We start from the raw sequence: 13,188 nt of genomic DNA on the forward strand, positions 1-13,188 counted from the left end.
GAGTAGCGGGGCGACTAGTTGGACACCGTCACCCTGATCTGAACCTTGTTGTGGTCCGAGGGGAACTGCGCGGGCACCAGGTCTGCGTCGGGCAGCTTGTTGGTCCAGCCTTCTACAGCGACCACGTTGGTAGTTTCACCCTGCGCTCGGGAGACGTAGACCTGATCGATGTGGTTGCCGTTGCAACGGACGGTCGGAACCGAGGTGCAGCTCTGGCGCTGGAATCCGTTGAAGGTGTCGTACGCCGCCCCGGACTTCTCGACGGCCACATTGAAGGCATTGGTACGCAGCCGCGCGTTCCACAGGTAGTCGTTGAGCGGCCGCATGCTGCCGTCGCTGCTCTGGTAGGCGGCCGGGATCGTGACACCGACGGCCGCATCTGCCAGCGATGGGTAACGCGTGCCATTGGTGTTGAAGTCACCAGTGAGGAAGTCAGGGGAGTCGTGGCCGGCCCACGCGATGTAGCGGGCGTCGGCGAACAGGTCGTCCAACTCCCTGAAGCGCTGGATCTGACCCCTCACGGGGTCGCTGTCTTCACCCGGCCTGGTACCGCCACCCTGAATTGGCACATCCTTCGTGCTCGCGCACACGCCGTCACTGTTCACCGTGGCATCAAGGTCGTAAGTGGTGAGACCGCACTTCGACACCGTGAGATGGACGTTTGCGACGACGATCTCGCGCCCACTCGCGATGTGCTTGAGGGCGACCCAGCTCGCGGTCTTGCCGGCCGCTGCGCCGCCGACGACAACGGTTCCGGACGCGATTCTTCCACTGCTGTCCGTGAGGATCTGGAAGGACGCGCTCTTCCAGTAGATCGGTCGGGAGTTCGTCGCATAGTCGGCCGCTGTCGTGTAGCCGTGGGCCTGCATGCCATTCCGGAAGTCGGTGCGCCTCGCTTCGTTGCTACCGGCTTCCTGGATACCGATGACATCGGGAGCGTAGGAGCCGATCTCTCGGAGCAGGTTTGTCCTCTGGGACGGCCAGGTTGCGCTGTCCGTCCCATTGGCATGAATGTTGTAGGTCCCGACGCGGAAGGTGGCAGACGGTGCGGCCGCTGCCGCGGGACTCGCCAGCCCCGAAGTCGCCACCAGAGCCGTCGACATCAGTCCCGCTGCGACGACGGCCCTCAGCCACGACGATGCAAGCGGACGTGTCATTGACCTGCGTACTCGAGAGACGTTCACTGTTGGCCCTCAGCGATCGTGGGATGGTGCGCCCACCCTATAGATGATTGATGCGCGGGGATCGACGTCCGGCGTGGCGGCCCGACCGCTGTTGGTGCAGCAGGTGTCCTGTGTGGTGGGACTTGGAGGTACTTTCTGCCGTCTGACACTCCCGCCGATTAGAGCGCCGATAATGGACATTATGTCAACTTGTCGCCTTCGTATCGCATCAGATGAGTCAGCCGCAGCAGCAGGGCTCCCCTGTTGCGAAGGCACCGGACGGGGACGAGATGGCTGGTTGGTTGCTTACGCGACCTTCGTGCCGAGTAGGGCTCGTACCGGGACCTGCTCGATGTACGGCCGATAGGGATGAAGCACTTCCCGGAGCTCCGCTGCGATCTGTGGACGCTCCTTGGGCGACGGAAGACGGTCGACCGGTAGCGCGCTGTAGACCCCGCCGAGTAGGTGATCGAAGTCGAGCTCGTCGGCATAGTCGAGCTCGACCTTGCTGACCTCGAAGCCATTGGCCGTGAGGCTCTGGCGATAGCGCTGTTGCGTTGCGTTGTCGGTGCCGCAGCTGTTGGCTGGACGCGCGCCCGACCAGTCGGACAGCCACTCGCGTAACGCCCGCGACCAGTCCGAGTCCTGCAGCCACAGCGGGATCCCGTTGGCCACGACCATGACACCACCTCCAGGACGCAGGAGCGGACCGATCGCGGCAAACAGCGCCTCATGGTCCATCCAGTGCAGTGCTTGTCCGATCGTCACAGCACCAACCGGCTGTTCGGCCAACAGCGATCGCAGCAGCGGAAGGTCGGAGTCGCTGCCGAGCATCCACGCCACATTCGTGACGCCCTGGTCCTGGGCGGCTGAGTGGGCGCGGGCCAGCATGTCTGGTTCGGGATCGAGCCCTATCACGGCCCGAACATGCGGGGCGATCGGTGTCGCCAGTTGCCCCGTGCCACAACCGAGATCGATCACGAGATCGTCGCCGTTTAACGAGAACGCATCGACGCACGCGTCAATCAACCCTGACGGATAACCGCGGCGGTATTGGTGATACAGATCAGCAATCTCGCCGCCAAACCCCAGATCCATCGTCTCAGAATGCCTCCTCACGTCGATGATCCGACAGGGCTTCTGCCACCGGCATAACGCCTGTCGGCCGTTCTGGAAACTGACCGCTGACCGTTAGTCAGCTGACCATGATCAACTCCGCCCGCGTCGTTCTCCGCTCGGTCGAATCCGTCCGGCCGAAGTGTCTGTTGCACACGCTCGGCTCCCCTGCCCGGTCAACGCCCGACGTGCGGGCGCCCGGATCAGGACCGAATACGCCCGAACTCAGAGACTCCGGTAGCAGCTGCGTATTGCATCAGATGAATCACACCAGCACCGCCGTCGCTACCCCGACCTTTGGGTGAGGTTCAGGGCGCGCGCCGCCCCAGTGGACGCATGGAATCCGGTGATGGAGACTTCGCGCCATGACACCATCCACAACGGGCAAGGTCCTCCTGCATTTCGTGATGTCACTCGACGGATACATCGCCGACACCAGCGGCGACCCCCTCGGCTGGTCGGAGGGAGTCACCTTCTCCGACGGGATCGTCCAGAAGTACGCCGCGCAGACCGGCGCGATTCTGGGCGGGCGCAAGGGCTGGGACGCCTACCCCGATCCAAGGGCTCCGTACGGCGGCGCGATGGGTGGACCGGTTTTCATCCTCACCCACCATCCCGACGATGCCGAGCAACTCGAGGGTGTGACGTTCCTTGATTGCGACGTGGCCGAGGCGGCACGGGTCGCACTGGAAGCCGCAGACGGCAAGAACGTCGAAGTTTTCTCCGCCTCGATCGGAAGCCAACTGCTCGAGCGCGGATTGGTCGACGAGATCCACCTGCACATCGTTCCGACACTGCTCGGCGGAGGTGTCCGACTGTTCGAAGGCACCGGAGGTGTCCCGATCCACCTCAAGCCGCTCGACGGAAGCGCTGCCACAGCGATCGACGTCGAGTTCGCGCCCGTACGACTCGTGTAGGCCGCCCGATGACCGTTCCACCAGCGGGCCGGCCTCGACCGATCCGCTCACGCGGCGCGGCAAGGTGTCCGTAGCACCTGCCCCGCTCCCCTGCCCGGTCAACGGGCGTCGCGCGGAACTGAGACGCACGCGGTCAATACAACGTGGTGGGGGTCGGTGCGAGCGTGGTGTTGGTCTGGAACTGCTGGAGCCGCAAGCTCGTGCAGCTCGCCGACCCGGGACTGGATCTGCGACGAACTCACGGCGTGTGCCATTCCCGGCCTCAAGGTGCGCGCTATGCCGGCTAACAGCAGTCGGAGGTCCCATTTCGCACACCATCTCCGCCTGCGAGAGTTAGCGAAGTGCGTTCAGTTCGTCGAGGGCGCGATGGCCGCGCTTGACCACCCCTGGAACGACGTCGTGACGCCCGTGGCGGATGGGGAACTCGAGCATCACGAGGATCTGTGTCGCTGTGAGAACCGCCGCTCCCTCCCAGCCGACCAGGTCGAGGATTCTCGTCCACAGCCGCCTTCGGACACCGTCCAGCAGCGGATCCTCGAAGGTGTGCCACTGGAGGGTGGTGAGATCAGTGGCCCGCGTGCCGCTACCGGCGTTCCCGATATCCACGACCGCCACCACCGCGCCGTCACGGACCAGGACATTGTCGGGCTTGAAATCGGCATGGACCATGTCAGGTGCTTCTCGTGGTGGTGGAACATCGGCACACACGAGTCGCAGGCGCTCGACCAAGGCCGACACCACGGAGGAATACCCCGAAAGCCCGGCGACAGCCCTCGACAAACTCGGAGCTAAGTCTTGGCCGGATTCCTGACCGGTGGCGAGCCGCCAGGCGTACGACCAGTGGTCGTAGGGCTCGGAGGCTTGGCCGGCCTGGAGTTCGTTGATCTCCATCAGCTGATCAACGAGGGACGGGGTCAGCTCTGGCGCGGGAGCCGCGTCAACGAAGTCGATCAGATGCCATACATGAGTGGCTGTGGCCCCTACTCCGAGCCAGGCCGGAGTGGGATAGCCGCGCCCACGCATGTGCTCGACGACTCTCTGGGTTCGCAATGTCTCGTCCAGCTGGTTGTGGCGTTCCCGGGGCCATGCTTTGAGCACTGCATTTGCCCCTCCGGCCAGCTGAACGCGCATGGCACCTACATCGAGGCCTCCGGGTAGGCGACCGAGAAGAGTGACCTCTGCCCCGACCACGCCGGCCACGTCGTCCAGGACCTCGGCCGGCAGGCCTTCGCGATGAGCGCAGCACATCCACGCATCGTACGGCCGACGGATCGTCGCGAGGCCGCCCCCAAGCCTCGGAGAGTGACTGCCCCACAAGAGATTCGCTGACCGGCCCGATCCCGCTTGGGCCGCCACGCCGCGCCGTACCCGTGACACCGGCCCGGCTCCCCCGCCCCGTCAACGACCTACCAGACGAGTCCGTCTAGATGGTTATGGCCGGACAGCAGGCGAGCGATGCGGTACTGCGCGGCTTCGCGTATGTCAGGTTGGGGATGGTGTGCGTAGAGCGTGAGCTCCACGTACATGTCATAGAACTTCAACCGCTCGCGTAGATGCTCGCGCTCGAACAGTTCCGGATACGCGCCGTGCAGCCAGCCGGGGATCTCTGTGAGTGTGGTCTCGTCGAGCCCTCGTCCGTCGGGTGTGGGTGGGTACTCTCGCGCCTTCGCGCACCAGCGCAGGATGGTATCGAGCTCGGCATCCGCCGGCTGGGCCAACGCCTCCGCGAAGTCGATAAGACCGGCGACGCGTCCTTGGTCGACGATCACATTGGATCCATGGAGATCACCATGGACGAGGACGTGCTCGTCGGCTGCGAACAACACCAGCCGCTCCTGGATCCAATCGGCGACGTCGGCGAGCAGGCGCGAGTCATGACCGGGCAATCGCCGGGCAGCCTCGACCTGCTGGAGCGCCGCACCCACCACGGGCGGGTGGAACGCAGGCCAGGGCTTCCCGGCAAGCGCGTCGGCCAGCCAGGGCGGCAGCAGGCCAGCCGGGACAGGAACCCGATGCAGGGCGCGCAACGCAGCACCGAGGCTCTCGATGATTGCTTGGCGCGTGTCCGAGTCCACCGCCGGCCATGCTTCGTGCATGCTTCGGCCGGGCAAGCGTTCGGAGATGTACCACGGCCCGTCCGGGCCGTCACCGTGGGCGAGGTGCCGGGCGTGTGGGACCTCGCTGCCGGCGAGCAGGTTGACGACCGTCGCCTCGTGGCGATAAGCGTCGCGGTACTGTCCGTTGCTCAGTCGTACGACGTATTCGTCGCCGAGCCACACGCGGCTGACCCAGCCGGCCTTACGGATAAAGCTCCCGGTTGCCGGCAGACCAGCGGCCGCCAGCGTCCTCAGCAGCGCCGGATCGGTGGCCGGCTCGTCGACGAACGGTCTTGATTGGGTGATCGCGATGCTCCTCAGAACGGCTGACCAGGTATCAACGTATCGACGTCAGTCGCACAAAACGATCGAGTTTCTAGGAGGTTCGCTGACCTCGCCGATCCCGCCTGGGCTGCCAGGCGGGATCGGCCCGGCTCCCCCGCGCGGTCAACGGGCGACCTGCGGGCGTTGCGTTCGCCAGGGCGGCTTCAGGCGTTGTAGCCGCCGTGGGCGTCCAGGACGGCGCCGGTGACGTACGTGGCGGTGGGACCGGCGAGGAAGCCGATGGCGGCGGCGATTTCGTCGGGGTGACCGAACCGCTGGATGGAGAGACTGGAGAGCAGCGCTGTCAGCGCCGCGGGGTCCGGATTCATGTCGGTCTCCATCAGGCCGGCCTCGACCACGTTCGCGGTGATGCCGCGAGGGCCGAGGTCGCGAGCGACGCCGAGGGTGTAGCGCTCGATTCCGGACTTGGTTGCCGCGTAGTCGGCCGTGCCGGGGACGCCGGTGCGGGAGCCGAGCCCGGAACTGATGGTGATGATCCGGCCGTTGTCGCGCAGCACCTTGACCGCGGCCCGGATGACCCCGATCACGCCGAGATAGTTGACCGCGTGCATCCGGTCGAGGGCCGCGGTGTCCACGTCCGGGTCGTCGACCCTGCCCGCGACCGAGATGGCCGCGTTGTTCACCAGGATGTCGAGTCCGCCGTACGCCGCGACGACCTGGTCGATCAGCGCCGGCGCCTGACGTGTGTCGGCGTGGTCGGTCTGGAACGCGACTGCTTTGGCGCCGAGCGCCTGGACCTCGTCGACCACGGCTCGTGCCCGAGCCTCGGACTGCACATAGGTGAACGCGACATCCGCGCCCTGCCTCGCCAGCAACCGGACCGTCGAGGCGCCCAGGCCTCGAGATCCTCCGGTGACCAGCGCGACCTTGCCAGCCAATGCCTTACTCATAAACAACTCCTCCATCGTAACAGCCTTGGTTACATCACGATCAACGTAACACATTTGATTACGACAGCAACTGCCGTAGCCTTGCGACCGTGAGCGCGAACAGCAGGCTGACCATCGCGGCGCACACGTTGGCCTGGATCGGCCAGTACCAGCGCCAGGGCCACGAGGTCGCTACTTCGGAACAGATCGCGGCCAGCGCGAACACCAACCCGGTCGTGATCCGCCGCCTGCTCGGTGAGCTGCGCGAGGCCGGGCTGGTCGAGTCGCGCCGTGGCGCCGGCGCCGGCTGGTCACTGACCCGCGACCTCGCCTCGATGACCCTGCTCGACGTGTACGACGCGATCGAACCCGGACCGCTCTTCGCCTTACATCGGGCCAGCCCTGACGATGGGTGCGTTATCGGCCACGGCATCCAGCCCGCGTTGCACGATATCTACGCCGGCATCGAGTGCACCGTGCGTACCGAGCTGAGCAAGACCACACTCGAGGACGTTCTGCAGGCGGTCCTGGCGGTCCCCCACTAGCCGGCACTCAGGACGTGGCTACTGGCTGAGATGGGGGCGGAGCTTGAAGATCAGGATGCCGAGGTACTTGTTCATCCACGCCTGCTTGTGGGGGTAGCGGCGTCGCGCGTCCTCGGATAGTTGAGGCTCGATCGCGGTCTCGATCCACAGTCCTGCCGCACTGAACACGTTGATCAGGTCAGAGATGGTGTACGGACGCTTGGTGAGGGTGATCTGGTCGTTCCAGCCGCTGAGGTAGGAGAACGGGGCGGCGGAGAAATACTCTTCGCCCAAGGACGTCCCGTTCTGTTCGGCTCGTTCTACGGCGTACCGGATCGGTTGCGTCCTGGTCAGCAGGATGAATCCATCGTCGGCCAGCATCGCGCGCTGCCTTCAGGGTGCGTACCGGATCCTTCGCATAGCCGAAAGACTGCAGGAACAAGATCCGGTCGAACCTGCGACCGGCGAGCCCAGGCACAGAATCCAGCTCAGACAGATCGCCTCGGATGAACTCCAAGCCAGGCGGCGGGGAACTCAGGAAGTTGCCGCTGACATCGACACCTACGGAGGCGGTCGCACCGTCACCAACCAGCTCGGCAAGCTTGCCGCCGTTGCCGCATCCGACATCAAGCACCGACCGTCCGGTGACGTCGCCCAGAAGGTTCCGCTGCGCAGGCCACTCGACAAGCCGATCCAGCGAGTCCTCCTTGGAACGGGCCTGCTCGTAGTCCGGAGCGAGTTCTGACCACGCCTCGCTCGGATCTCCAGGAGTGTCCGCGTGAGAACTCGTCGCCGCCGGTGAGCCGTCTGACATCGCCACGAGACGACCATAGTCATCCGTCGGTCCTCTCCCGTCCCCAAAGCGATGGTCGCTCAGCGTCGTGCGGTGACGATCCACGCACCGGAACCGAGCAGCACGCCGTCCTCGCCTGCATGCGCTGCCATCACGTCGTGCAGGTTCGCCTCGGCCTGCCGCTTGCCGACGTCGTCGAGCTTCTCGAACAGCCACCTCATCTGGCCGACAATGAACGTCGTCGCGCTGTCCGCGTCGGGCCCGAAACAGAGCAGTTCGTCCTCGGCGGTGAAGTTGACACCAGTCCAGCCCGCGCCGTGGAGCACCTCGCGCACGCGATCCGGGTCACTGAGCGAGAACGGCCCCGGGGCATTGGCCGGCGGTGGAGCCATCGGCAGGACCCGCCCGATCGCGCCGAAGAACTCACGGAGCCACTCGTTGTCCTCGATCCCGCGCCACACGAGCATGACCAGGCGCCCGCCGGGACGGGTCGCGCCAGCGAGGTTGGCGAAAGCCATCGTCATGTCCGTGAAGAACATGGTGCCGGTCCGGCTGGCGATCACGTCGAAGGCGTGCGTTCCGAAGTCATGCACCTGCGCGTCGGCCTGCTCGAACGTCACCGGCAGCCCGCCGGCCTGATGCCGCGCCACTTCGAGCTGGGCCGCCGACAGGTCGACTCCCACCACGGTCGCGCCCGGCGTACTGCGGACCACGTCGATCGCGAGCTCGCCGGAGCCGCACCCGACGTCGAGGATCCGCTCAGCAGACTGCGCCCCGATCGCTGCGATCAGCGCGGGCTGATAGCGAGCGACGGACGCGTTGTACGTCGCCGCGTGCTCGGCCCAGTAGGCGCCGTGCTCACCGTCCCATTCACGCAGTACCCCCGCGTTCCGCGGGTCGATCTCCAGCGCCGTCTCGTCCATAGCCGCCTCCACGGATAGCCCCAAAGGGACTATCTGCTAGATTAGTCCCGAAGGGAGGGTCATGGCAACCACACCTCCACGGCTCACCACGACGACGTACGGCGTGCTCGGCCTCCTCGCGGTGCGCCCGCACTCGACGTACGAGCTGGCCAAGGCGATGGACCGCAGCGTCGGCCGAGCGTGGCCGCGGGCGCAGAGCAAGCTGTTCGAGGAGCCCAAGAAGCTGGTCCTGCACGGGTACGCCACCTCACACGAGGACTTCGTCGGCCGCCGCCCGCGCACTGTGTACACGATCACCCGGTCCGGCCGGCGCGCGCTCGCCGCGTGGCTCGCCGATCCCGGGGACGGCCCAGCGCTCGAGTTCGAGGGCCTGGTCAAACTGGTCTTCGCGGACAACGGCACCCGCGAGGACGCCCTGGCCACCATCGCCCGCGCCCGCGCCTGGGCCGTGGAGATGAATGCCGGCAACCTCGAGGCGGGCGAGAAGTTCGCCGAGAGGGACGGTTTGTACGGCCAGCGTCGAGCGACCACGCTGCTCTTCGGCGCCTTCCTCACCGACTTCTATGCGCTCGTCGCCGCGTGGGCGGACTGGGCCGAGGCCGAGGTCGCTACCTGGCCCGACGACATCGCCGGCCATCGGATATCGCCCGAGCGGACGCGCGAGGTACTGGAACGCGCGCGCTGGTCCGAGCACGCCGGTACACCGGAATCAGATGACTTGTTGATCGGCAACCAGGCACGGGACGGAAGATGACGCTGCCCACCCCTACGCTGTTGACGGCTCGTCTTCGCCTGCGTCCGTTCGATGACGCGGATGCGGACGACCTGTTCGCGATGCACAGCAGTTCGTATGTGTTGCGCTACTGGGATGCGCCGCCGTGGAGCGAACGGGAGCGCGCCGGGCGGTTCATCGCTGCTTGCCGGCAGATGGCAGAGGAAGGTACCGGGGCGAGGCTCGCGATTGATCGCGTGTCTGACGGAGCGTTCATCGGCTGGTGCAGCCTGAGCCGGTGGAATCCGGATTATCGCAGCGCGTCACTGGGCTACTGCTTCAACGAGGCGGCGTGGGGCCATGGCTACGCGACCGAGGCCGCGCGCGCTGTGCTGAGGTGGGCGTTCGACACGCTGGACCTGAATCGCGTTCAGGCTGAGGCCGACACCCGCAACGTGGCATCTGCCCGCGTGCTGGAGAAGCTCGGCTTCCTGCGTGAAGGAACCCTACGGGAAGACTGCATCGTGAATGGCGACGTCTCCGACTCATGGGTCTACGGCCTGCTCAGACGCGAGTGGCGGCCGCCATCCGAGCCGCATCCCGCCAGCTGAGCTGCCCCTAGGCAGGATCGATTGTCTTCGCCATGACGCAGTTCTTCAGGCCCTTGGGTCGGTCGTAGGTGAAGCCGAGTCGTTCGTAGAGTCGACGGGTGCCGTTGTAGAGGAATGACGACGACATCTTCTTGGTCTGGTTGGTCAGGTCGTGGGGATAGCTCTCGACTCGCCCGCCGCCGGCCTGCGCAATCAGGTCGAGCGCACCGGTGATCGCCAGCTCGGTCACACCCCGTCGCCGGTGGCGCTTATCGACGAAGACGCAGGTGATTCGGTAGTCGGGATCCGCGGTCTTGGTGGCGTCGTACTGCTTGCGGTGGTGGAGTGAGGGCAGCTCGACCGGCGTGCCGTATTCAGCCCACGCGATGGCCTCGTCGCCGTCCATCACCAGTGCGGCGTGCGCCTTGCCCTGCTCGGCGTAGGCCTTCTTCAGAGCCCGGTTGGCCTCTGCGCCTTGGCCGCGCTCGGGTCCGTCAGGGTGGAACCAGATGCACCAGCAGCCCCCGAAGATGCCGTTGTGCCGCTGCACCAGCGCATCGAAGGCGGACCAGGTCTCAGGGCTGAGAGGCGCGATGGTGTACGACGACTCGGTAGCCATGTCGCACCTTATCCCCGTTCGCTCTGTGCTGGGTTTACATGCGGGATTTGAGTACGGCGAATTCGCAGCCTGGCGAGTCCGGGTCGAAGCCGTGTTCGATGAGCCAGCGGGCGGCTCCCAGGCTTCGGAGCGACCACCAGGCGCGGATCACGTCGACGTCCACGTCGGTGCCGTAGCCGGCGAGGACGTTGTCGAGTTGTTCCTCGTGGCCGAGCGTCAGGATGGCGAGGTCGAACATGGCGTCGCCCTGGCTTGCCTCGGACCAGTCGATCACGCCGGTGACTTCATCGCCGTCGACGAACACATGGGTGATCTGCAGGTCGCCATGGACGAACACCGGCTTCCACGGCCGGAGCGCCACCTCGGCGATCTCGCGGTTGCGCTTGACGATCTCGGCGGGCAGAACACCGTTCGCGACGAGCCACTCGCATTCGCCGTCGAGATGCGTCCTGATGCCGTCGATGCTCTGACCAGGCCACGGAGGCAGCGGCGCGTCGTGCAGCTTCCGTATGGCGGCACCCGCGGCGGCCCACGCGGCCGGCGACGCCGGTGACGGCTCGCCGAGGCGGCCGAGAGCGGTCCCCGGTACGGCGGCAATCGCAAGAACGTGAGGTTTTCGCCAGAGGATCCGCGGCGTCGGGACAGGCACGATGGCCATCATTACCAGTATTCGAATCTCGGTATAGATCTCGCCGGATACATTCTCCAGCGACGCACTGGATTGCCGTTTCACGAGTTCGTACGGCGCTCGCTGTTCGGGCCGCTCGCCCTGGACCGGACGTCGTTCGACGCGCGAGTGTTCCTGCGGGAGGCTGACCGGGCGATCGGGCACTCGACAGGCGCCAGGCGGGTGCCGGCTCGGGGGCCGATGGTTGCTGCGGGCGGTTTATATACGAGCGTCGACGATGCCTGCCGGTACCTTCAGTTCCACATCGCCGGCGGCTCGTTGCTCTCCCCGGCGTTGTTCGCCGAGATGTATCAAGGTGACCAAGGGTACGGGTTAGGTATCGCACTCACCCGAGCGAATGACGTGCCTGTGCGCGGGCACAGCGGCGGCGGTTTCGGCTTCCTGTCGGACATGTATTGGGCTCCCGAGGCAGGACTGGGAGTCGTGGTGCTCACCAATTCCACGGCGCATCCGCTGCAGTGGAAGCTTGCGAGTGAAGTCCTCCGCGAACTCGTAGGGGACGGTACGCCGCGGCGGCATGCCTCTCTCTCACGCGGATCGGTTCCCGCCGCTACGTTGTCCGGCGACTACGTCGACTCGGACCAGGTGAGCCTCATTGTCGAGGCAGGCGAGGCTTTCCTTGTTTCGGGCGATACCCGCAAGCCTGCGGAGTTCGTCAGCCCCCATGAGTTCTGGGTCGACGACCAGCTGTACCGGTTCCGCGACCTGGACCGCGACGGACACCCGACGTACCTCGAATCCGTCCACGATGGCCACGTCCGCTACCGCAACGACGTACCCGAGCCGGCACCGGCCGAGGCTGGCGGACCGTGGAACCGGGACTACGCGATCCGGGTGTCCGGCGTCCGTGAAGGGACAGCCCGCCTTCGCAAGGAGAACGGCGCCTACCTCCTCGACCACTGGTCCGGCAGCACCCTCCGCCTGCGTGAGCACCTACCGAGCCTCTACGTCTCCTCTACCGGCGAAGCCCTCGACCTCACGCGCACACCCCCGACGTACGCGAACGTCCAACTGCATCAGCTATAGCTACTCCAGGTCCTCTAGGCTGCGGTGATGGGATCGCGTTTGGCCGAGGGCTGGGATGCAAATGCCGGGGCGTGGATCGAGTGGAGCAGACGTGGGCTCGACAGCTACAGCACCCACAAGTTGGCGTTCCTGCCGTTGATCCCATCGCCTGGCCGGCTCACCGTGGACGTCGGCGCGGGTGAAGGGCGGGTCAGCCGTGAGCTGCAGGCACGAGGACATCGCGTCCTGGCCATCGACCGATCGCCGACGATGACCCGGTCCGCGGCGACGTACCCCGGGCAACCCGTACCGGCCGTCGTCGCCGATGCGGTGCACCTGCCGCTTCCGGATGCGGCTGCCGACTGCGCGGTGGCCTTCATGTGCTTGCACGACATCGACGACGTCGTGCCTGCGATCGCGGAGATCGGCCGGATCCTCGCGCCCGGCGGCAAGCTCGTGCTGGCGATCGTGCATCCGCTCAACTCAGCGGGTGACTTCGACCGAGATGCCCCGCAGTTGCCGTACGTCATCCGGGACGCGTACACCCAACCGAGGCACTACGCCACCACGCGCACCCGCGACGGCCTCTCGATGACGTACCACGGCATCCACCGGCCGCTGCACACCTACACGGAGGCCCTCGCCGACGCCGGCCTGGTGATCGAACGGCTCCGGGAGCATTCCAGCGACGACCCTGACGACAAGTGGTACCGGATCCCGCTGTTCATGCACATCGTCGCGTCCCGGCCGCGTCAACCCTGACGTCGACTCCGCCGCCGAAAAGCGTTCTCTTCGGTGGGTTGTGTCGGATTCTTGTGGTGGGGTTCG

15 protein-coding genes and 1 pseudogene are annotated in these 13,188 nt (G+C 66.0%); 6 read left to right on the forward strand and 10 right to left on the reverse strand.

Annotated elements, in window-relative coordinates:
- Positions 1-14: 14 nt before the first annotated feature.
- Both BJY22_RS26535 and BJY22_RS26540 read right to left on the reverse strand, forming a co-directional pair.
- The gene (locus BJY22_RS26535) at positions 15-1,103 is read right to left on the reverse strand and encodes an endonuclease/exonuclease/phosphatase family protein (RefSeq protein WP_167211639.1); all 1,089 of its coding nucleotides are present in this window, start codon (positions 1,101-1,103) and stop codon (positions 15-17) included.
- Positions 1,104-1,469: 366 nt separating this feature from the next.
- A complete protein-coding gene (locus BJY22_RS26540) occupies positions 1,470-2,261 on the reverse strand; it encodes a class I SAM-dependent methyltransferase (protein ID WP_167211641.1) in 792 nt (263 codons plus the stop codon).
- A gap of 383 nt (positions 2,262-2,644) precedes the next feature.
- On the opposite strand from BJY22_RS26540, the gene BJY22_RS26545 reads away from it, so the two are divergent.
- Entirely contained in the window at positions 2,645-3,196 is a 552-nt protein-coding gene (locus BJY22_RS26545; protein ID WP_167211645.1) for a dihydrofolate reductase family protein, read from the forward strand.
- Positions 3,197-3,529: 333 nt separating this feature from the next.
- Here the strand turns inward: BJY22_RS26545 and BJY22_RS26550 are convergent, their stop codons facing one another.
- From BJY22_RS26550 to BJY22_RS26560, 3 genes are all read right to left on the reverse strand, one after another.
- Positions 3,530-4,444 carry a phosphotransferase family protein gene (locus tag BJY22_RS26550; RefSeq protein ID WP_167211646.1) on the reverse strand — a complete coding sequence of 305 codons (915 nt, stop codon included), beginning with the start codon at positions 4,442-4,444 and terminating at the stop codon, positions 3,530-3,532.
- A 158-nt stretch (positions 4,445-4,602) separates the two neighbouring features.
- Complete coding sequence (locus BJY22_RS26555) at positions 4,603-5,475, reverse strand: phosphotransferase family protein (protein ID WP_337759139.1); 873 nt, start codon at positions 5,473-5,475, stop codon at positions 4,603-4,605.
- Positions 5,476-5,780: 305 nt separating this feature from the next.
- Entirely contained in the window at positions 5,781-6,527 is a 747-nt protein-coding gene (locus BJY22_RS26560; RefSeq protein WP_167211649.1) for an SDR family NAD(P)-dependent oxidoreductase, read from the reverse strand.
- 89 nt (positions 6,528-6,616) lie between these two features.
- Here BJY22_RS26560 and BJY22_RS26565 point away from each other — a divergent pair, with 89 nt between their 5' ends.
- Positions 6,617-7,051 (forward strand): Rrf2 family transcriptional regulator, encoded by a 435-nt coding sequence (locus BJY22_RS26565; protein WP_167211652.1) that lies wholly within the window; start codon positions 6,617-6,619, stop codon positions 7,049-7,051.
- Positions 7,052-7,069: 18 nt separating this feature from the next.
- Here the strand turns inward: BJY22_RS26565 and BJY22_RS41865 are convergent, their stop codons facing one another.
- The 3 genes and pseudogenes from BJY22_RS41865 to BJY22_RS26575 all read right to left on the reverse strand — a co-directional run bounded on the left by BJY22_RS41865 (position 7,070) and on the right by BJY22_RS26575 (position 8,746).
- A complete protein-coding gene (locus BJY22_RS41865; protein WP_238351661.1) occupies positions 7,070-7,411 on the reverse strand; it encodes a hypothetical protein in 342 nt (113 codons plus the stop codon).
- Between the two features lie 61 nt (positions 7,412-7,472).
- Positions 7,473-7,844: pseudogene (locus BJY22_RS41870) on the reverse strand (class I SAM-dependent methyltransferase); the annotation flags it as partial.
- Between the two features lie 59 nt (positions 7,845-7,903).
- Positions 7,904-8,746, reverse strand: coding sequence for a class I SAM-dependent methyltransferase (locus BJY22_RS26575; RefSeq protein ID WP_167211655.1), 843 nt, complete (start codon positions 8,744-8,746; stop codon positions 7,904-7,906).
- Between the two features lie 61 nt (positions 8,747-8,807).
- Here BJY22_RS26575 and BJY22_RS26580 point away from each other — a divergent pair, with 61 nt between their 5' ends.
- On the forward strand, positions 8,808-9,500 hold the full coding sequence (locus BJY22_RS26580; RefSeq protein ID WP_167211658.1) for a PadR family transcriptional regulator: 693 nt from the start codon (positions 8,808-8,810) through the stop codon (positions 9,498-9,500).
- Positions 9,497-10,069 carry a GNAT family N-acetyltransferase gene (locus BJY22_RS26585; RefSeq protein ID WP_167211661.1) on the forward strand — a complete coding sequence of 191 codons (573 nt, stop codon included), beginning with the start codon at positions 9,497-9,499 and terminating at the stop codon, positions 10,067-10,069. The genes BJY22_RS26580 and BJY22_RS26585 overlap by 4 nt, the downstream gene beginning before the upstream one ends.
- A gap of 7 nt (positions 10,070-10,076) precedes the next feature.
- Here the strand turns inward: BJY22_RS26585 and BJY22_RS26590 are convergent, their stop codons facing one another.
- A complete protein-coding gene (locus BJY22_RS26590; RefSeq protein ID WP_167211664.1) occupies positions 10,077-10,667 on the reverse strand; it encodes a GNAT family protein in 591 nt (196 codons plus the stop codon).
- Positions 10,668-10,701: 34 nt separating this feature from the next.
- The gene (locus tag BJY22_RS26595) at positions 10,702-11,400 is read right to left on the reverse strand and encodes a phosphotransferase family protein (RefSeq protein WP_337759143.1); all 699 of its coding nucleotides are present in this window, start codon (positions 11,398-11,400) and stop codon (positions 10,702-10,704) included.
- Here BJY22_RS26595 and BJY22_RS26600 point away from each other — a divergent pair.
- Both BJY22_RS26600 and BJY22_RS26605 read left to right on the forward strand, forming a co-directional pair.
- Positions 11,368-12,381, forward strand: a complete 1,014-nt coding sequence (locus BJY22_RS26600; RefSeq protein ID WP_337759836.1) for a serine hydrolase domain-containing protein — start codon at positions 11,368-11,370, stop codon at positions 12,379-12,381. The two genes, BJY22_RS26595 and BJY22_RS26600, sit on opposite strands and share 33 nt — an antisense overlap.
- Before the next feature lie 27 nt (positions 12,382-12,408).
- Positions 12,409-13,122, forward strand: a complete 714-nt coding sequence (locus BJY22_RS26605; RefSeq protein ID WP_167211672.1) for a class I SAM-dependent methyltransferase — start codon at positions 12,409-12,411, stop codon at positions 13,120-13,122.
- Positions 13,123-13,188: the final 66 nt, after the last annotated feature.

The organism is Kribbella shirazensis (assembly GCF_011761605.1).
Lineage (GTDB): Bacteria > Actinomycetota > Actinomycetes > Propionibacteriales > Kribbellaceae > Kribbella > Kribbella shirazensis.

Coding starts and splice junctions, on each gene's coding strand:
- BJY22_RS26535 (WP_167211639.1), bottom strand. CDS start 1,103: ATGTCGACGGCTCTGGTGGCGACTTCGGGGCTGGCGAGTCCCGCGGCA.
- BJY22_RS26540 (WP_167211641.1), bottom strand. CDS start 2,261: ATGGATCTGGGGTTTGGCGGCGAGATTGCTGATCTGTATCACCAATAC.
- BJY22_RS26545 (WP_167211645.1), top strand. CDS start 2,645: ATGACACCATCCACAACGGGCAAGGTCCTCCTGCATTTCGTGATGTCA.
- BJY22_RS26550 (WP_167211646.1), bottom strand. CDS start 4,444: ATGTGCTGCGCTCATCGCGAAGGCCTGCCGGCCGAGGTCCTGGACGAC.
- BJY22_RS26560 (WP_167211649.1), bottom strand. CDS start 6,527: ATGAGTAAGGCATTGGCTGGCAAGGTCGCGCTGGTCACCGGAGGATCT.
- BJY22_RS41865 (WP_238351661.1), bottom strand. CDS start 7,411: ATGCTGGCCGACGATGGATTCATCCTGCTGACCAGGACGCAACCGATC.
- BJY22_RS26575 (WP_167211655.1), bottom strand. CDS start 8,746: ATGGACGAGACGGCGCTGGAGATCGACCCGCGGAACGCGGGGGTACTG.
- BJY22_RS26580 (WP_167211658.1), top strand. CDS start 8,808: ATGGCAACCACACCTCCACGGCTCACCACGACGACGTACGGCGTGCTC.
- BJY22_RS26585 (WP_167211661.1), top strand. CDS start 9,497: ATGACGCTGCCCACCCCTACGCTGTTGACGGCTCGTCTTCGCCTGCGT.
- BJY22_RS26590 (WP_167211664.1), bottom strand. CDS start 10,667: ATGGCTACCGAGTCGTCGTACACCATCGCGCCTCTCAGCCCTGAGACC.
- BJY22_RS26605 (WP_167211672.1), top strand. CDS start 12,409: ATGGGATCGCGTTTGGCCGAGGGCTGGGATGCAAATGCCGGGGCGTGG.